This is a genomic window from Neobacillus drentensis (assembly GCF_036962765.1).
GTDB classification, from domain to species: Bacteria; Bacillota; Bacilli; order Bacillales; family Cytobacillaceae; genus Neobacillus; species Neobacillus drentensis_C.
On the sequence record NZ_JBALOS010000170.1, the window covers coordinates 1 to 18,836 of the forward strand.

Annotated in this window: 18 protein-coding genes, 4 pseudogenes and 1 riboswitch; of the genes and pseudogenes, 21 read left to right on the forward strand and 1 reads right to left on the reverse strand. The window is 41.1% G+C overall.

All coding sequences use genetic code 11. From position 1 onward, the window contains the following. The 20 genes and pseudogenes from V7137_RS20350 to V7137_RS20445 form a co-directional block, all read left to right on the forward strand. Positions 1-276 (forward strand): annotated as a pseudogene (locus V7137_RS20350) (hypothetical protein); the annotation flags it as partial. A 147-nt stretch (positions 277-423) separates the two neighbouring features. Next, positions 424-601, forward strand: a riboswitch (cobalamin riboswitch). 139 nt (positions 602-740) lie between these two features. Next, on the forward strand, positions 741-2,363 hold the full coding sequence (gene cobJ, locus V7137_RS20355; protein ID WP_335699763.1) for a precorrin-3B C(17)-methyltransferase: 1,623 nt from the start codon (positions 741-743) through the stop codon (positions 2,361-2,363). A 9-nt stretch (positions 2,364-2,372) separates the two neighbouring features. Then, positions 2,373-3,149 (forward strand): precorrin-6A reductase, encoded by a 777-nt coding sequence (gene cobK, locus V7137_RS20360; protein ID WP_335699764.1) that lies wholly within the window; start codon positions 2,373-2,375, stop codon positions 3,147-3,149. Continuing rightward, positions 3,130-3,804 (forward strand): precorrin-8X methylmutase, encoded by a 675-nt coding sequence (locus V7137_RS20365; protein WP_335699765.1) that lies wholly within the window; start codon positions 3,130-3,132, stop codon positions 3,802-3,804. Before cobK ends, V7137_RS20365 begins: the two co-directional genes overlap by 20 nt. Beyond that, entirely contained in the window at positions 3,779-4,915 is a 1,137-nt protein-coding gene (locus V7137_RS20370; protein ID WP_335699779.1) for a cobalt-precorrin-5B (C(1))-methyltransferase, read from the forward strand. The genes V7137_RS20365 and V7137_RS20370 overlap by 26 nt, the downstream gene beginning before the upstream one ends. Next, on the forward strand, positions 4,890-6,086 hold the full coding sequence (cbiE, locus tag V7137_RS20375; protein WP_335699780.1) for a precorrin-6y C5,15-methyltransferase (decarboxylating) subunit CbiE: 1,197 nt from the start codon (positions 4,890-4,892) through the stop codon (positions 6,084-6,086). The genes V7137_RS20370 and cbiE overlap by 26 nt, the downstream gene beginning before the upstream one ends. Then, complete coding sequence (gene cobI / locus V7137_RS20380) at positions 6,086-6,790, forward strand: precorrin-2 C(20)-methyltransferase (protein ID WP_335699766.1); 705 nt, start codon at positions 6,086-6,088, stop codon at positions 6,788-6,790. The genes cbiE and cobI overlap by 1 nt, the downstream gene beginning before the upstream one ends. Next, positions 6,790-7,572: a precorrin-4 C(11)-methyltransferase gene (gene cobM / locus V7137_RS20385; RefSeq protein ID WP_335699767.1), complete on the forward strand. Its 783-nt coding sequence runs from the start codon at positions 6,790-6,792 to the stop codon at positions 7,570-7,572. The genes cobI and cobM overlap by 1 nt, the downstream gene beginning before the upstream one ends. Continuing rightward, positions 7,565-8,701, forward strand: a complete 1,137-nt coding sequence (locus V7137_RS20390; RefSeq protein WP_335699768.1) for a cobalt-precorrin 5A hydrolase — start codon at positions 7,565-7,567, stop codon at positions 8,699-8,701. Before cobM ends, V7137_RS20390 begins: the two co-directional genes overlap by 8 nt. Then, entirely contained in the window at positions 8,698-10,083 is a 1,386-nt protein-coding gene (locus V7137_RS20395; RefSeq protein WP_335699769.1) for a cobyrinate a,c-diamide synthase, read from the forward strand. The genes V7137_RS20390 and V7137_RS20395 overlap by 4 nt, the downstream gene beginning before the upstream one ends. Beyond that, on the forward strand, positions 10,052-10,681 hold the full coding sequence (locus V7137_RS20400; protein ID WP_335699770.1) for a precorrin-2 dehydrogenase/sirohydrochlorin ferrochelatase family protein: 630 nt from the start codon (positions 10,052-10,054) through the stop codon (positions 10,679-10,681). Before V7137_RS20395 ends, V7137_RS20400 begins: the two co-directional genes overlap by 32 nt. Further along, positions 10,678-11,439, forward strand: a complete 762-nt coding sequence (gene cobA, locus V7137_RS20405; RefSeq protein ID WP_335699771.1) for a uroporphyrinogen-III C-methyltransferase — start codon at positions 10,678-10,680, stop codon at positions 11,437-11,439. The genes V7137_RS20400 and cobA overlap by 4 nt, the downstream gene beginning before the upstream one ends. Further along, on the forward strand, positions 11,433-11,987 hold the full coding sequence (locus V7137_RS20410; RefSeq protein ID WP_335699772.1) for a nitroreductase family protein: 555 nt from the start codon (positions 11,433-11,435) through the stop codon (positions 11,985-11,987). Before cobA ends, V7137_RS20410 begins: the two co-directional genes overlap by 7 nt. Positions 11,988-11,999: 12 nt before the next feature. Further along, positions 12,000-12,539, forward strand: a complete 540-nt coding sequence (locus V7137_RS20415) for a cob(I)yrinic acid a,c-diamide adenosyltransferase (RefSeq protein ID WP_335699773.1) — start codon at positions 12,000-12,002, stop codon at positions 12,537-12,539. Between the two features lie 94 nt (positions 12,540-12,633). After that, positions 12,634-13,473: a class I SAM-dependent methyltransferase gene (locus V7137_RS20420; RefSeq protein WP_335699774.1), complete on the forward strand. Its 840-nt coding sequence runs from the start codon at positions 12,634-12,636 to the stop codon at positions 13,471-13,473. 110 nt (positions 13,474-13,583) lie between these two features. Then, positions 13,584-14,783 (forward strand): CbiX/SirB N-terminal domain-containing protein, encoded by a 1,200-nt coding sequence (locus V7137_RS20425; RefSeq protein ID WP_335699775.1) that lies wholly within the window; start codon positions 13,584-13,586, stop codon positions 14,781-14,783. A gap of 200 nt (positions 14,784-14,983) precedes the next feature. Next, complete coding sequence (locus tag V7137_RS20430) at positions 14,984-16,501, forward strand: cobyric acid synthase (RefSeq protein WP_335699776.1); 1,518 nt, start codon at positions 14,984-14,986, stop codon at positions 16,499-16,501. A gap of 58 nt (positions 16,502-16,559) precedes the next feature. After that, a pseudogene (locus V7137_RS20435) lies at positions 16,560-16,673 on the forward strand (nicotinate-nucleotide--dimethylbenzimidazole phosphoribosyltransferase); the annotation flags it as partial. Positions 16,674-16,786: 113 nt separating this feature from the next. Further along, positions 16,787-17,047: pseudogene (locus V7137_RS20440) on the forward strand (uroporphyrinogen-III C-methyltransferase); the annotation flags it as partial. A gap of 91 nt (positions 17,048-17,138) precedes the next feature. After that, positions 17,139-18,017: a GHMP family kinase ATP-binding protein gene (locus tag V7137_RS20445; RefSeq protein ID WP_335699777.1), complete on the forward strand. Its 879-nt coding sequence runs from the start codon at positions 17,139-17,141 to the stop codon at positions 18,015-18,017. 83 nt (positions 18,018-18,100) lie between these two features. Here V7137_RS20445 and V7137_RS20450 read toward each other — a convergent pair. Continuing rightward, a pseudogene (locus tag V7137_RS20450) lies at positions 18,101-18,240 on the reverse strand (IS110 family transposase); the annotation flags it as partial. A gap of 146 nt (positions 18,241-18,386) precedes the next feature. Here V7137_RS20450 and V7137_RS20455 point away from each other — a divergent pair. Next, entirely contained in the window at positions 18,387-18,821 is a 435-nt protein-coding gene (locus V7137_RS20455; protein WP_335699778.1) for a DoxX family protein, read from the forward strand. Positions 18,822-18,836: the final 15 nt, after the last annotated feature.

The window sequence follows — 18,836 nt, forward strand, 5'->3', positions numbered from 1 at the left end:
ATATTATTGTCAACGCATAATGTAGATTTAGCTTATGAGTGGGCAGATGAGGTCATCATCTTAAACAATGGGCACTTGCTAGCTCAAGGAACACCCGTGGAGGTTTTTAATAAAAGAGAAATACTTGAAAAAAGCCATTTACAAAAACCTTGGATTATGGAAGTGTTTGAAAAATTTCAAAGAACGAATTTATCCAGTAAAAAGTATCCGAGGTCGAAAGCAGAACTGTTTGAAATGATGGATTCATGTTTTAATGGGCCCAGCATTCAAGTTTAAGATGGAACTCTGACAAGTAATCCGGTTTTATCGTTGCATAATTTTTTAAAAGCACCATTTCAACCTAAGAAGGAGCTTATATTAAATTTTCAAAAAAAAAAATAGTATGTTAACTTTCGAGATTATATGGTATAGTTATAAAAAATTTAATAAATACTTTAAATAAGTGCTCACATTTGTGAGGTAAAAGGGAAACTAGTGAAAGTCTAGTACAGCCCCCGCTACTGTAAAAGCTGATGAAATTACAATGCCACTGAGAAATCGGGAAGGTGTAAGAGTAAAAAGAAGCTTAAGTCAGGAAACCTGCTTATTTAAACGACACTTGCTTTTCGGAGGGAGAAGTATAGGCGGGACAATTATACCTATTGTTTTTGTGTTTCAGTATGCTTTTTTTATACTGCCATTTCACATGCCTGTATTCCTTTTAAAAGGAGTGCAGGCATTTTTTATTTGGAGGTAAGCCTATGAAAAAGGGAAAAATTTTTGTTGTTGGCTTCGGTCCCGGTGATCGTGAGCATATTACAAATCGAGCTGTAGTTGCATTGCAGCAAAGTGATTGTATTATTGGCTACAAAACATACGTGGAGCTAATTGAACCTTTCGTAACAGCAAAATCCATTGTCAGTACGGGTATGACAGAAGAAGTGTCACGTGCACAGGATGCAGTTAAGAAAGCTGAAGCTGGCCATATTGTCTCAGTCATTTCCAGCGGAGATTCAGGCGTTTATGGTATGGCTGGATTAGTGTATGAAGTGCTGATTGAAAAGGGCTGGACTGAAAAAGAAGGAATTGCGGTAGAAATTGTTCCAGGTATTTCAGCCATAAATTCTTGTGCGAGTTTATTGGGTGCGCCAGTCATGCATGATTCCTGCACGATCAGCCTAAGTGATCATTTGACGCCTTGGACTGTAATAGAAAAGCGCATTGAAGCAGCTGCGATGGCGGACTTCGTTATAGCATTATATAATCCGAAAAGCGGTAGACGGACACGCCAAATAGTAGAGGCACAAAATATTCTATTAAAATATCGTTCGCCTGAAACACCGGTGGGACTTGTGAAAAGTGCCTATCGTGAAAATCAAAATGTAGTGCTGACAACACTGGCTGAAATGCTTGAACATGATATCGGAATGCTGACAACGGTTATTATCGGGAATTCTTCTACTTTCTTTTATGACAATAAAATCATTACCCCTCGAGGTTATCAGCGTAAATATACGTTAGGTGAAGAAAAGCAAAGCTTAAAACCGCATCAGCGTTTGAAAAAGGAAGCCGAACCATGGGCATTAAATCAAGAAACAGGGGAATCGCAAGCTGGTTATGAGCAAATTGAAAGAAATAAACAGAAAGTAAGTTCATTAGATTTGGCCTTAAAGGCTTTATCTATGGTGTCAAAATCGGAAATAGAACATCCGCATTTGGTTCAGCAGCCGATCGAAAATATATTTGAATTTGCTGTTTCACCTGGTGTTGCTAATAAATTTATTAAGCCAGACCAAATGCGCATATTGGCAGAAACTATTGGCGAGACAGGCACCATGGAATATACACCGGATCATCGTTTTTTACTAAAGATTCCAACAAATCAGCCTGAATCGATTGTTAAAAGACTAAAACAAAATGATTTAATTGTCATGCCTGTGGGCGATGTTTTAAATGTAAAAGCTTGTGATTTTTGCTACGGTGAAAAAGCAGAATCGATCCCATATGCAGAAGAAATAGCAGCAAAATTGGGGGGCTTAAAGCTTCCAAAAGAATTACATATTGGTTTCAACGGCTGTGGTATGGCTTGTTATCGGGCTGTATTCGATGATATCGGGATCGTTTACCGCAAGAAAAGATTTGATTTATTTATTGGCGCAAAGCCAGTTGGCCGTACAGCGCATGCTGCTCAGCCAGTAGCAGAAGGAATTGAACCAGATGAGCTACTGCCGTTATTAACGAAAATTATAGAAGAGTACAAACAAAATGCCCATCCAAATGAACGCCTTTTTAAATATTTTAAAAGAGTGAAAAAAATTCAGTATTTTAACTATCAGGATATGAGCTCCAAAATTGAAGTCGAGCCGGCACCATGTGGAGATTAGGAGGAACACATGATTTTATTTTTAGCAGGCACAAGTGATGCGAGAGCATTAGCCATTCAATTGCAAAATCAAGGCTTTCCTTTATTAGCAACAGTTGTCACAGAATCGGCAGCCGAAAGTTTAAATGCCCACCATATTCCTTATCAAGTAGGGCGGTTATCAGTTGATGACATGATGGCGCTTATTCAGAAGCAAAAGATGACCTGTGTCATCGATGCCAGCCATCCATATGCGGAAGAAGCGTCGAAAACCGCAATGGCAGCAGCACAAGCATGTGATATTCCCTATATTCGTTATGAAAGGCCAGGAGAACAGTTTATTTCTCCACTAATTACAGAAGTTGAAAGTTATGAAGAAGCAGCTAAATTAGCTCAATCTCATAAAGGAACGATAATGCTGACAACAGGCAGCAAAACGTTGGAAATATTCACCAAATATTTAATGCGTGATGAAATCCGGCTTATTTGTAGAATGCTTCCAAATATAGGGAACATGGAAAAGTGCCAAAGGTTAGGCATTAAACAAAAGGACATTATTGCGCTGCAGGGTCCATTTTCGGAATCATTAAATAAAGCACTATGTGAGCAATATAATGTGACTCTATTGATTACAAAAGAAAGCGGCAAAGTGGGATCTGTAGATGAAAAAATGACAGCTGCTCTTCAATTAGGGATTCCTGTAATTATAATAAAGCGGCCAGCGATAGAATATAAAAATTTTGGTACTTCTTTCGAAGAAGTAACTCAACTATTGGGAGGTTTTATTCATGGCAAACATGAACTTTAATACAAAATTTATTCCTGTAACGGTAGATCCAGACAAGATTTATGATCACAGTTTCGCCATTATCAAAGAAGAGATGGGCGAACATTCATTTACAGATGAGCAATGGTTAGTTGTTCGGCGGGTGATTCACGCTTCAGCAGATTTTGAGTTAGGTCGCAGCATGATTTTTACGCCAGATGCTATTGAGGCAGGGATTCATTCCATTTTAGCAGGCCGTCATGTAGTGGCGGATGTACAAATGATTGAAAGTGGTTCAGGTCGGAAGCGATTCCAAAAGCATGGCGGGGACTTGCATTGTTATATTGCGGATGAAGATGTCTCAAAGGAAGCAAAGGCTCAAGGAACAACACGGGCTATTATTTCCATGCAAAAAGCAACGCGTTTACATGTAGGAGGAATTTATGCCATTGGCAATGCGCCAACCGCGCTGCTGGAGTTAATTCGTTTAATAAAAGACGGTGTGGCAAAACCGGATTTAATTATTGGAATGCCAGTCGGCTTTGTATCAGCAGCAGAGTCGAAAGCGGAGTTAGCAGTGCTGGAAGGGATTCCATTTATTACGAACGCAGGGAGAAAGGGTGGCAGTACAGTGACGGTCGCTGCACTTAATGCCATTTCGATTATGGCGGATGAACGAGCAAAAGAAACGAAATAAAAAAGATCCTTCACAAATGCGTCACGGCTACACGACAGGAGCTTGTGCAACAGCGATGACAAAGGCAGCACTGCAAGCTCTTGTCGTGGGAAAGGTACCAGATGAAGTCACGATTTATTTACCGGTTGGCCAATATGCAACATTTAAAGTAACCGCATTTGAAGTGTCAGATAGCAGGGTAATGTGTGAAACGATCAAAGATGCCGGTGACGACCCTGATGCTACGCATCAAGCACGAATTCAGAGTACCGTTCATTATTCAAAAGAAAAAGGCATCCATTTAGATGGCGGGGTTGGTGTAGGGCGTGTGACAAAAGCGGGACTACCAGTACCAGTGGGTCAAGCAGCGATAAACCCTGTACCGCGTAAAATGATATGTGGTGTTGTACAAGAAGCAATTGAAAAATATAAATTGGATTGTGGAATTGAAGTGGTCATTTCCGTACCAGATGGTGAAGAGATTGCTGAAAAAACATTGAATGGGCGTTTAGGCATTATCGGCGGAATTTCGATATTAGGTACACGGGGAACAGTGGTTCCATTTTCAAGTTCTGCTTATATGGCAAGTATCGTACAAGCGATCAATGTAGCAAAAGAATCAGGATGTGAGCATTTAGTCATTACAACAGGTGGACGCAGTGAAAAATATGCTATGCAGCAATATCCTCACTTACCAGAAGAAGCATTTATAGAAATGGGCGATTTTGTTGGTTTTACATTAAAAAATATTGCAAAGAAGAAGATTCCGAGAGTCTCGTTAGTAGGTATGATGGGGAAGTTCTCAAAAGTTGCCCAAGGCGTTATGATGGTTCACTCAAAAAGTGCACCTATAAGCTTTGAGTTTTTAGCAGGTATTGCTAATAAAGTAGGTGTTGATGAGGAGACGCAGCGAGAAATTTTACAGGCGAATACAGCTTCACAGGTTGGAGATATGCTTCAGGGAAACGAGGCATTCATTGCAGCACTTTGCAAAAACTGCTGCTATTATGCTTTGAATCATATGAATACTGACATCAAAGTGTCGACAACCTTGTATGCCATGAATGGAGACTGTTTAGGAAAGGCTGAGAATATTGACAAATTGGATGAAGATGATTGGTATAGGGGATAATGGCGCGGAAGGATTGCTCCCCCAATATGCTGAGTGGATCAATGAATGTGATGTACTTGTAGGCGGGGAGCGTCATTTACAATTTTTCCCGGAATTTAAAAAAGAGAAAAAAGTAATCAAAGGCGGTTTGTCAGCATTAACAGCTGAATTACAGCAAGAAACACGAAATGTCGTTATTTTAGTGTCAGGTGATCCGCTATTTTATGGACTTGGCGGTGTACTTGCGAAGAAGCTTCCATTAACGATTTATCCTTATACCAGCTCGGTACAGCTCGCTTTTTCTAAAATGCAGGAAAGCTGGCAGGATGCGTATATTGTCAGCTTACATGGTCGTTCCATTAAAGGGTTTGCACAAAGAATTGATGGACGTAAAAAAATTGCTGTTTTAACAGATGAAACGAATTCTCCGCAGGCAATTGCAACCTATTTAAAGCGTTTTGGCATGACAGAATATGATGCCTTCGTTGCTGAAAATCTACAAGGTGAAAACGAGAGGTGCCGCTTCTTCACATTGGACGAAATGGAGCAAACCTCCTTTTTTCCATTGAATGTTGTGATTTTAAAACAGCGCGAGGTAGTGGAACGTTCTTCTCTTGGAATTCCGGATGATGCATTTCTTCAGCGAAAGCCAGATAAAGGATTGATTACTAAAAGAGAAATTCGGACTCTTTGTCTACAAGAGTTAGGACTTAAGGAAAATAGCATTGTTTGGGATATAGGAACCTGCACAGGTTCAGTTGCGATTGAAGCAGCGAAAATGGCTCGGGAAGGTGCCGTGTATGCAATTGAAAAAAATGATGGTGACCTTGAAAACTGCCTGGAAAATCAATTAAAACATCGTACAGATTTTATTGCAGTACTGGGGAAAGCACCTGACCGTCTGGATGAATTTCCAGATCCACATGCGATTTTTATTGGCGGTAACGGTGGAAATATGGAGCATTTATTGCAAACATGTATTTCACGCTTACAGCCAAATGGACGCCTTGTTATGAATATTGCAACGATCGAAAATTTGGCAGAAGCGCTGCAGCATCTAAAAATATTAGGCTGTGAAGTATCGATATTACAGGCACAAATTTCAAAAAGTAAGCCAATCTTAAATTTAACACGTTTTGAACCGTTAAATCCAATCTATATAGTGACAGCAAAGAAAGGAGGAAAAGAATAATGAGAATGGGAACCTTATTTGGATTAGGTGTTGGGCCGGGAGATCCAGAATTAATCACAGTAAAAGCATTTCGCAGATTGCAGGAAAGCCCAGTCATTGCTTATCCCAAAAAATTAAAGGGCAGTAAATCTTATGCCCATCGTATTGTTGAAGTGTATATTAACCCGGCAGAAAAAGAGATGCTTGGTTTGGTATTCCCCATGACAAAAGATGAAGATACCCTGCGTACTGAGTGGACAAAATCTGTGGAAACCATTTATAGCTATTTAGTTCAAGGAAAAGATGTAGCTTTTGTGACTGAAGGGGATCCGATGCTGTTTAGCACATTTATACATTTAATGAACCTAATGAAATCGATGTACCCTGATGTTCCAATTGAAACGGTAGCAGGCATTTCGTCGTTTAATGGTTCTGTTAATCGCTTAGGGATTGCATTGGCTGATGGTGATGACCATGTCGCCATGATTCCCGCTACGGAGGACATGGAAGAAATGCGCCGAGTAATTGAAAACCACGATGCGATCGTCTTTATCAAAGTAGCAAAAGTTATAGACGCAATGCTCGATCTACTGAAGGATATGAATTTATTAGAAAAAGTACATGTCGTTACAAAAGTTACATCTGATGAAGAGGTAATTTGGAAGATCAATGAACTACGGGGTGCAGAATTAAACTACTTGTCATGTATGGTGGTGCGCAAATAATGAAGAAAATTTGGATTATTGGAGCAGGTCCGGGAGATCCGGATTTAATCACAGTGAAAGGCTTAAAGCTATTAAAAGAAGCGGATGTTGTGATGTATACTGATTCTCTCGTAAGCGAAACGTTAGTAGCGGAAGCGAAGGAGTCGGCAGAAATTATCCGTACAGCAGGGATGCATCTTCAGGAAATGGTGGATTGTATTGTCGAGCGTGTCAATGCAGGCAAAAAGGTTGTACGTTTACATACAGGCGACCCGGCGATGTACGGTGCAACGATGGAGCAAGTGGCACTGCTGAAGCAGCATGATATTAGCTATGAAGTTGTTCCAGGTGTAAGTTCTGTTTTTGCATCTGCAGCAGCAGTTGGTGCAGAGCTGACGATTCCTGATCTAACTCAAACCCTCATTTTAACGCGGGCTGAAGGGCGTACACCTGTGCCAGAGCTAGAAAAATTACAGGCACTAGCAAGCCATCACTGTACGATAGCAATGTTTTTAAGTGCGACATTAACAAAGAAAATTACCAAAGAATTGCAGGCAGCAGGCTGGGCAGATGATACACCAGTTGCTGTTGTGCAACGTGCTTCGTGGCCTGACCAAAAAATTGTGCGGACAACACTGGCTGAATTAGATGAAGCAATGCGTGTCAACGGCATTCGCAAGCATGCGATGATTCTAGCAGGCTGGGCATTAGACCCGCATATTCATGAAAAAAATTATCGTTCGAAGCTCTATGACAAAACCTTTACTCATGGCTTCCGTAAAGGTGTGAAGGCAAATGATTAGGTTACATGAAGGTGAAATTCCTGTTATTGTAAAGCGCAAACCATATGCCCTCGTCGCCATAACGAAACATGGGGTGGCACATGCAAGAAGCTACACGGAAAAATTTCCGTATGCGGACCTTTATTATATGAAGAAATTCGAGCAGGGCGACGAAGAAACGCGCCAAATTCAGTTATTTGATGGTACGGTTCGCCTATTATTGCCCGCTTTGTTCCAGCAGTATAAAGGAATTATTTGCATCATTTCCCTCGGTGCTGTCGTTCGCATGATTGCTCCGCTTTTGATTGATAAAAAGAAAGATCCTGCAGTGTTAGTGGTGGATGATAAAGGTCAGTATGTCGTCAGCGTATTATCGGGGCATATTGGCGGTGCCAATGCCTTAACCCATGAATTTGCAAAAGCGATTGGTGCTGCACCAGTTGTAACAACAGCTTCAGATGTTCAAAAAACGATTCCTGTGGATTTATTTGGCGCCCAATTTGGGTGGATGTGGGATAGTGAAGAAAAATTAACACCTGTTAGTGCATCGGTTGTCAATGAAGAGCATGTTGCGATCGTGCAGGAAACGGGTGAAAAAAATTGGTGGATGTACGATTGCTCAATGCCTGACAATTTAAAAATTTATCCAACGATAGATGAAGCGATCATGGCAAAGCCACAAGCGGCACTGCTTATTACAGATCGTTTAATTGAGGCACATGAAAAGGTGCTGCTCGAGAACGGAGTTTTGTATCGTCCAAAATCAATTGTACTTGGCATTGGCTGTAATCGTGGTACGGCAATGGCAGAAATTGAACAAGTCATAGATGAAACATTAGCTGAGCTGTGTTTAAGTAAAAAAAGTGTCAAAGCAGTTGCGACCATCGACTTAAAGAAAAACGAAACAGGCCTGCTTGAATTAACCGCTAAACATAACTGGCTATTTGTAACTTACACACCTGACCAGCTAAATGAAATACCGATGCAAAACCCATCCGAAACAGTCTTTAAATATACAGGTGCATATGGGGTCAGTGAGCCGGCCGCATTGCATTATGCGAATGCGAAAGAGTTACTGCTGGAGAAAAAGAAAAGCGGAAATGTGACTATATCCATTGCACGTGTCAACTTTGAGGAGGAAGTACGATGAATCGATTTGTACTAGCCGGCACAGGAAGCGGCGTTGGAAAAACAACTTTCACAATCGGCATCATGCGTACGCTTATGAAGCGTGGATTAAAAGTCCAGGGCTTTAAATGCGGCCCGGACTATATTGACCCAACGTATCATACAGCTGTCACACAACGCCCTTCTCGTAATATTGATAGTTTCATGATGTCCCATGATACAGTTCGTGCCATTGTCGCAAGAGCGAGTCAAGATGCAGATGCAGCTGTTATTGAAGGAGTGATGGGCTTTTATGATGGCAAATCTCCGTTATCAAATGAAGGATCTGCTGCTCATATTAGTGAGATTACAAAGAGTCCCGTCATTTTAATTGTCAATGCAGCAAGTATGGCAAGAAGTGCGGCTGCGATTGTCAAAGGATTTCAAATGTTAGATGAAAGCTCCAATATTGTTGGTGTTATTGCCAATCAATTAGGAAGTAAAAGCCATTTTGAAATTGTCAAAGCAGCAATTGAACAAGAATGTGGAATTCCTGTCATTGGCTATTTGCCAAAAGGAGCTGTCCCTTTGATGCCAAGCCGTCATCTGGGTTTAGTGCCAGCCATTGAACGTGGTGATTTAGATTCATATTTTGATAGTCTTGCAGAAGCAATCGAAGAAACAGTGGATATTGAACAACTTCTGGAAATTACAAAAACACAATCATTGGACGTATCTGAATCTATCTTTGATGCACAGCCGCAAATACAAGAAATACATATTGCAGTTGCAAAGGATGCCGCCTTTAACTTCTATTATGAAGAAAATCTAGAATTACTCCGTACATATGGTGCCACATTACATTACTTCTCTCCATTACAAAATGAAGAAGTTCCAGAAAAAGCTCAGGGGCTGTATATCGGCGGCGGTTTCCCAGAAGAGTTTGCAGAAAGCTTGGCGAAAAATGAGGAAACGAAGCAATCAATAATAGCCGCGCTTGAGCGAGGGGTGCCAACATTAGCGGAATGCGGCGGTTTTATGTATTTAACAGAGGAAATTGTGAATCGTCAAGGACAGGTATTCCCGATGCTCGGGATCATTCCAGGACGTGTGCGGATGCAAGATAAATTAGCGGCACTTGGATACCGGGAAATTACAGGTGTTCCAGGCAACTTTCTAATAAATGAAGAGGAACAGGCAAAAGGGCATGAGTTCCATTACTCAACGTATGAGGGGGAGCATACATCACCAGCTTATTTTAGTAAAGGCCGTTTTCGTGCTCAGGAGGAAGGTTATCTACATAAAAATATTGTTGCTGGCTATACACACTTTCATTTTGCTTCGAATCCACAGCTTGTGAAAAATTGGCTGACAGCATGTTTGGAGGTAAACAATGAATTATTTCCCACTATTAATGAATATTGACTATAAAAAGGTTGTTATTGTTGGGGGAGGACATGTAGCTCGTCAAAAGGTAGAAGCTCTGCTGCCAACAAAGGCACTAGTGACAGTGATAAGCCCAGCTGTAACCGAAAAATTGCAGCACTACATCAATGAAGGGCTTGTGATATGGAAAGAAAAAGCATTTGTACCTGCTGATTTAGATGATGCAGCACTGATTTTCGCTGTTACAAATGACGAAGAGGTAAATAATGCAGTGGAAGAAGCGGCACAGCATTGGCAATTACTCAGCCGTGCGGATGCAAAAGGACGTGTTGATTTCATTAATCCAGCAGTCGTTCGCCATGGTGATTTCGTATTGACTGTATCAACGTCTGGAGCAAGTCCAGGTCTGACACGCCAAGTAAAGACGGATTTAGAAGAACAATTTGGAGTACATTACGCGCAGTATGTTTCATTTTTAAAGGAAGCGCGTCAGAGAATTTTACAAGTGTTTACGGGCGATGCGAAAAAACAGCTATTAGCAGAGCTCCTGGATCCACAGTTATTACAATGGATGGAGCAAGGTGAAAAACAAAAATGTGAAGCGTGGCTGCAGCAGCGTATAGGAGAAAAACGGTGAGCGGATTTGTATATATTGTAGGAGCAGGTCCTGGTGACCCAAAACTATTAACGATTCGGGGATTAGAATGCATTCAGCAAGCAGATGTGATTTTATATGACCGTCTGGTGAATGTTGAATTATTAAAACATGCGAAAACAAACGCCGAGCTGATTTATTGTGGAAAAGAACCAGGCAGGCATGGACTGATTCAAGATGAAATTCATCGTGTACTAGTGGAGAAAGCTAATCTTGGCAAGCAGGTTCTCCGCTTAAAAGGCGGTGACCCATTTGTCTTTGGACGTGGTGCAGAAGAAGCCGCCATGTTACGGCAAGCCGATATTTCATTTGAAATCGTGCCGGGTATTACAGCGGGGATTGCGGCGCCTGCTTATGCAGGGATTCCTGTAACACATCGTGATCATGCTGCAAGCTTTGCGATCGTTACAGGTCATGGCCGCCCGGAAAAGGAGCAGGACTTATTAAATTGGTCCGCGCTTGCTCAAATTGATACGGTGGCCTTTTATATGAGCATTGGCAATATCGAGCATATTACGAAAAGCTTAATATCCTATGGCAAAAGTGAAACAACCCCTGTTGCCGTTATTGAATGGGGCACAACCAAAAATCAGCGTACGATTACAGGCAATCTCTCCACGATTGCACAAGATATTCAAATCCATCGTATCTCTAATCCATCTATGATTTTAGTTGGCGAGGTGGTTAGTGTACGGGATCAAATTACCTGGTTTATAGAAAAGGAGCATGAATTATGTTAGATGCATTAAAAAAACGCCGTGCGATTCGCCAATTTGAAAAGCGCGAAGTGGAACGTGACAAAATTGAGACGTTATTAGAAGCAGCAACGTATGCACCAAATGACCGTATGCGTGAGCCCTGGCATTTCTATGTATTACAGGGTGACAGCTTAAACCGTTATGAGCAGGTAGCGCTTGATTATTTACAAAAACGTTTCCCAACAAAACCACATTTAGTGGAAAGCTCAATGGAAGCCATCACAAAAACACCGCTTGTCATTGTTGTGACATCTGCCATTGTCGTTGGAGATGAAGGTGCAACCAAAGATAATACCTTTGCAGTCAGCAGTGCGATTATGTCGATGTGGTTAATGGCCGAACAGCTGGGTTTAGGCATGGTATGGCGTACACGCGGTGTTGGCTTAGTGCATGATACAGTATTACATGATTTTATTGGTGCATCGGATGGAGAGCAATTAGTAGGGACGTTATGCATTGGTTACCCTGCAGAAGAAATCACTTCCGCGAAAAAGCGTACACCATTTGCAGAAAAAACAACTTGGCTATAGGGAGGTTTGTACATGGCACGACAGGGGATGCTGTTAGTTTATACAGGAGAAGGCAAAGGAAAAACAACTGCTTCACTTGGTGTCGTATTACGCGCAATTGGCCGCGGCATGAAGGTGAAATACTTTCAATTTATTAAATCACCTGAACGTACATATGGTGAACAAATTGCCCTGCGAAAACTTGGTGTTAAAACAGTGCAATTAGGTGTCGGTTTTACATGGACGAAAACACCGGAGGAGCATCGCGAAGCACTTGCGAAAGCCTGGCAGACTGTAAAAGAAGAGCTAAATGATGAAACAATAGATGTATTAGTGCTGGATGAGTTGAATAATGCGTTAGCCATCACACGTTTTCCAATCGATGATGTATTACCTTTACAAGAGGTGTTAGCGGCCATACAAAACCGTCCTAAAACGATGCACCTTGTCATCACAGGCCGTTCTGCACATCCATCTCTACTCGCTTTAGCTGATTTAGTGTCAACGATTGATGCCACAAAACATTATTATGCTGATCAGGATGTCAAAGCGATGAAGGGGCTTGAGTTTTAAGCATCCAGGACGCCATGGTTAAAACACAAACTGGCACCCAATTCACCAGAGAAGGATTGTCCATTTATGTTGTCGAGATTGAGGAGAAAATTCAATGATAAAAGGTTCCCCTTTACAATTTGATTTTGAAAAGCTGTGGAAAGAAGGCATGTTAGACTGGCAAGGCAAGATGCCAGAAAGAATGATCGATGATGTGCTGGAAGAAGCATTTTGGGCTCAGTCCATGAAGAAAAAATCATACAAGCAAACAGATAACTATGCAAAAAAAATTTACGAAAAAATGAAACAACATATCCCCCAAAATTCAACTTGTATTGAAATTGGTCCGGGATGGGGCAACTATACCTTCCAACTCCGTCAAGATGTCAAAAGTTTAACTTTAGTGGATGGTTCTGAAAGTGTGCTTGATTATTTAAAACAATACTTTGAAAACAATACAAATGTTCAGTTCGTTCATAGTAAATGGGAAGAAGCGCAAATTGAGCAGCATGATGTTGTTATTGGAGTGAACTGCTTTTATCGGATGTATGAAATGAATGCGGCGCTGAAAAAAATGAACAGTCTTGCCAAAAAGCGCGCTATCATTGGTTTAACAACAGGACCTATTCAACCGCATTACGTTATTTTAGATGAGCAGTTTGGCTATGAAATTAAACATCCTCGCCGTGATTATATTACCATCGTCAATATGCTGTATCAGTTAGGGATTTTTGCAAATTGTGAAATGCTCAAACTGGAGCGTGAGTATCGTTATGATACATTGAAGCAATTATATGAAGCACAAAGCAAAAAAATCTTATCACCTCGGTTTGATATGGCACATGTGAAAGCATCACTCGAACGCTTTATAGCAATGGAGGATGGCCAGTATGTATACCGTTACCCATTCTATGCTGCGATCATTAGTTGGGAGCCTGTGAAGTTACATGACTAAGTTTCGTTTTGACTTTTGACATTCCTAATTGGGGCTTTAATCGGGGGAACTGTTGATATAACAAATAGACAAAGTGGTTAAAAAATGATGGGAGAGGGGGAGGTCACTTTATGACAACATGGAATTTAACGCAAATGCAGCGTCACTTACTCATTTGCAATGGGGCAACCTGTATGGGAGCAGGAGCTGAGGAGGTCACGCAGCAAATTCGAGACGAAATCCGGAAAAACCGTTTAGATGAGCATATTCATACATCGCGTACACGATGTAACGGCCGCTGTAAAGATAAATGCGTCGTAATTGATTACCCAAAAGGGACATGGTATTCGGTTCAACATGAAGAAACTGCACGTGATGTTGTTCATGAAGAAGTTAAAGAAGATGCGATCATATATTCAATGGAGCACGGTGTGCGGAAACGCAGCGAAGATCGCATAAAAGGAATTGAAAAATACAAGAAAGGTAATGGACCGATGAAAAAAGCTGTATTATTTGTTGGACATGGCAGCAGGCTTGAGGCAGGGAATATAGAAGTTCGCGAATTTGTCGGGCAAATGAAAGAATACATTGATCCAGCCCTTTTAGTAGAAATATGTTTTTTAGAATTTGCATCACCAAATATTGAGGATGGGATTCAGTTGTGTGTTGAAAAAGGTGCGGATGAAATCCATGTAATTCCCATCATATTATTACATGCAGGACACTCAAAACTGCACATTCCTGCAGAGATCGAACATGCTAAAGAGCATTTCCCAGATGTTCGATTTACTTATGGCCAAACGATAGGTGTTCATGAGGAAGTTTTTGAAATTTTAAAAACAAGACTTGCTGAAGCAGGTTTTGATGTAGATCAAAAGCATGAGGATACGGCCATTTTATTAATTGGACGTGGCGGCAGCGATCCATATGCTAATGGTGATTTTTATAAAATCAGCAGATTAATGTGGGAGAAATTAAATGTACCTATCGTTGAAAGTGCCTTTATGGGGGTAACGACGCCAACTGTGGAGGATGGGATGGAACGCTGCATTAAATTAGGCGCAAAAAAAATTATCATGCTCCCGTATTTTTTATTTACGGGAATTTTAATGGAAAGAATGAATAAAATGGCCGAACAGTTTAAAGAGACTTATCCGCATGTAACAATTGATATTGCTCAGTATTTTGGCTATCATCCAAAGTTAAGAACAGTACTATTAGAACGTATGAATCAGGCCATAAACGGTACATCCACTGGAATGCAAGATTTAGAAAATTTCCGTAAATATGCGGAAGAACATGGGTATGAACATCACCATCACCATAATTAGAGGATAGACAACCGGATTTTGTTTTATAGTCCGGTTTTTCTTAGTATTATGGTTATTGTTTGCCAAGAAAAGTTCGAGTGGCATACGGTAACGAGTTCCATCAACCTAGTATGTGACCCATGAAAAGACATATCGGGGGAGTTAATGGTGCCCTGGGCTAGTCGGAAATTAAATCAGGAAATGTAAGGAGTACAAAGAAGATGGCTAAGGCTCTTAAATTGATGTTTCAAGGTACCAATTCGGATGTCGGCAAAAGTGTCGTCGTGACGGCCTTTTGCCGTATATTCGCCCAGGACGGATATAAAACGGTTCCTTTTAAGTCACAAAATATGGCGTTAAACTCTTATATCACAGTGGATGGAAAAGAAATAGGAAGAGCACAAGGGGTCCAGGCTGAAGCAGCTGGGATTCAGGCGACAACTGATATGAATCCGATTCTGCTCAAGCCGAATCGGGATAACCAATCCCAAATTGTGGTCCATGGAAAACCGTATAAAAATATGGAAGCCAGTGCGTATCGCAAGGAATTCTTTCAAACGGGTATTGAGCTTATTAAAGAATCGCTTGCTGTTCTGTCAGAAAAGTATGAACGGATTGTCATTGAAGGGGCGGGCAGTCCTGCCGAGATTAATCTGAATGACAGGGAAATGGTCAATATGCGGGTCGCAAGAATGGCTGGCGCCCCTGTGATTTTGATTGGCGATATCGAAAAAGGCGGAGTTTTTGCCAGTTTAGTTGGAACCCTTCAGCTCATGGACCCTAATGACCGTGACCGAATCATCGGCGTCATCATCAATAAATTCCGTGGTGATATACGGCTTTTGGAATCTGGATTAACATGGTTTGAGGAATATACAGGAAAACCGGTTCTGGGAGTGATTCCTTATTTGGAGAATTTAAACATCGATGCCGAGGATTCCGTGATATTAAATCAATATACATCGGTCCGAAATACCGAAAAAGAACTTGATATTGCGGTGATTCAGTATCCGAAAATCTCCAATTTCACCGATGTCGATCCTTTTTTTGCCGAACCTGATTGCCATGTCCGGTTTATTACAAGAGCAGACCAATTACACAGCCCAGATTTAGTGATTCTTCCTGGGAGCAAGAATACGATTGAGGATTTGCTCTTTTTAAGAGAAAGTGGAATAGCCGAGAAAATCGTGGAATTACAGAAAAAGAACCAAACCGTGCTATTTGGGATCTGCGGCGGCTATCAAATGCTCGGAGAAAAAATCGAGGACCCGTTTGCAATCGAGTCACTTCACCAAGAAATCGAAGGTCTTGACCTACTGCCCATTCGCACGACGATTACAAAAGACAAGACAACCGTATTATCAAACGGGCTCTTAAGTCTTTACGGCAAACAATTCAAAGTGTCAGGTTATGAGATTCATATGGGAGAAACGTGGACGACCCGAGAATCCCGGGGACTAATTGATACACAAGGCCGATCAGATGGCTGTAAAACCCCAGATGAAAGAATCATTGGCACTTACTTTCACGGGATTTTTCATAATGATGAATTTCGTAAGGAGCTATTGAATCAGATTCGCCAAACAAAGGGATTGGCACCTATTAATCAGCGTGTATCTTTTAATCAATTGCGTGAAGATGTGTTTGATTTGTTAGCGGATCATGTAAGGGCGCACGTAAAACTTGATTTGATTGAACAAAAAATGAAAGAATTTCAAAAAAAGGGAATTACACAATGAATGGTCTAAAAACGACCATTCAGCCTCCATATGTTAAAAATGGAACAGAAGGCCGGATTTGCGTTTAGGGGAAGGAAGCGGGGCAGCGATTGCCTTCCCAATTTTACAGGCGGCCACATTAATGCTGAAGGAAATGGCCACGTTTGCATCGGCAGGTATTTTAATAGAGTAGCGTAAAGGAGGCTCATCATGACAAAAGGAAAAGAGTATCTTGTCGGTGCAGGACCAGGAGATACCAAGCTGATCACTGTTTATGGGGTGGAGTGCATCCTGTAGGCGGATGTCATTTTATATGACCGCTTAGTGAATAATGAACTGCTAAAATACTCAAAACCTGAGGCAGAGTTAATTTTTTGCGGCAAACAGCCAGGGAAGCATCACATCATTCAGGAACAAATTCATGAGCTTTTAATCGAAAAAGCAACTGAAAGAAAAATCGTCACCAGATTAATAGGGGGCGATCCATGAATCTTTGGTGGTGTAGGCGAAGAAGCGGAAATACTCGCAGCAAATGGCATACCCTATGAAATCGTGCCGGGGATCACATAGGGGATTGGGAATTTAAACTATATATGTACTAGGCGGCGATCTTCTTCGTGGTTGAACTGGGGATGGAATAGTTGAGAGGAGATTAAAAATGAAACTTGGTAAAGGAAACTGTCATGGAACGTTTGGAGAACTTGTACAAGGGGTCATCGGTGACCGCCCTTTTTTAATCACTCTGCCAATCCCCAGTTTAAGAAGCGAGGCTAGCTTTACTCCGGACCCGTCCATTTGCAAAATAAGAGTAGCAGATTTAAAGACAAAAGCGATGAGAGCAGGGGAATTGTTACTCAAACGATTTCACATAAAGGTAGGTGGACATCTTGAGATACACTCCAATATCCCAGCTGGCAAGGGGCTGGCCAGCAGCTCAGCTGATATCACAGCCGCATTAAGAGCCATTTCTGACAGTTATTCTCTTCCTCTGACCAATGAAATGATTTCAACCATTTCCGCAAAGGTTGAGCCAACAGATGGGGTGATGTATGAGGGGATTGTGGCCTATGATTATTTTAACGGTGAGCTCCTGGAAAGCTTTGGGGACTTACCCCCGTATATCCTCGTAGGGATCGACCTCGGAGGAACCATCGATACAATCCAATTTAATAAAGTTCGAAAAGCCTATAGCCGAGAGGATCAAAAGCAATTCTTAGAAGCCTATCGACTGGTGAAAAGAGGCTGTAAGGAAAGAAATTTTTCTGATATTTGCAAGGCAGCTACGATAAGTGCACGAGTGAATCAAAAAATATTGCCTAAGCCTGTTTTTCATCATTTAGAAAAAGTAGCTGATACCTATCAGGGAGGTACAGTTGTAGCCCATAGTGGAACGGTCGCTGGTATTTTACTAGATCGTAATATCCCAAATCGCGATAAGGTGGTATCACATATATTACGGGAAATATCGATTCCTTTCATGAACTCGAATCTAAGACTTTTTCAATATGATAGCTATGAAAAAATACTAGTATGTTGAAATCATCAACACCTATTCGTCAATATTCAGGATGAAATGCCAGAGCCGGCTGGTACAAATGTTTGGATGAATTGATTCCGATCGGGGATGAAACTTGCTTTCAGTAGTCCTTGGCGAAGAAGTTGAGCTATCCACTCGGCATTTTTAACATCCGTTTTATGTCCCGGAAGGCCTTCATATGTTGAGCGTTTACGACTAAAAACTCGATTCCCTCGGCCTCTAATAAGTTAACGATAGGTTTCGCCAAGGTGTTTGTTTTTGGTTCATTTCTTGTAGGATTCATTGTGATAACTCGGTATGAATAGAATATACATATAAAATTCAAGTAGCATCAATAGGTAATTTGTTTGTTAGGAGGAGGAAATATAAATGGCTCCATTTATCATCCTTATCGTATCATTTTTTATTTTGCGCATTATTGGTGTTTTCGGAATATCTTATTTTGACGGGTGGGAAACTTCTTTACAAGGTGCTGTTGCTCTGATGTTCCTATTTACGGCGACAGCTCATTGGGGAAAGAGACGTCCTGATCTTATCAAAATGGTACCTCCGAATGTGCCAAACCCGGGGCTCATGGTGACAATTACAGGGATACTTGAGATTATTGGTGCTATAGGTATACTGATTCCGTTTACTTCAAATATTGCTTCAATTGGTTTGGCATTGCTACTTATTATTATGTTTCCAGCTAATATCTTTGCTTCAAGAATAGGTAACACAATTGCCGGAAAGCCTACTACTCCTTTATTTCTTCGAACTATCTTACAAATCATATTTTTGACAGCTGTTATTTTGGCTGGATAAGGTTTTAAACAGTTT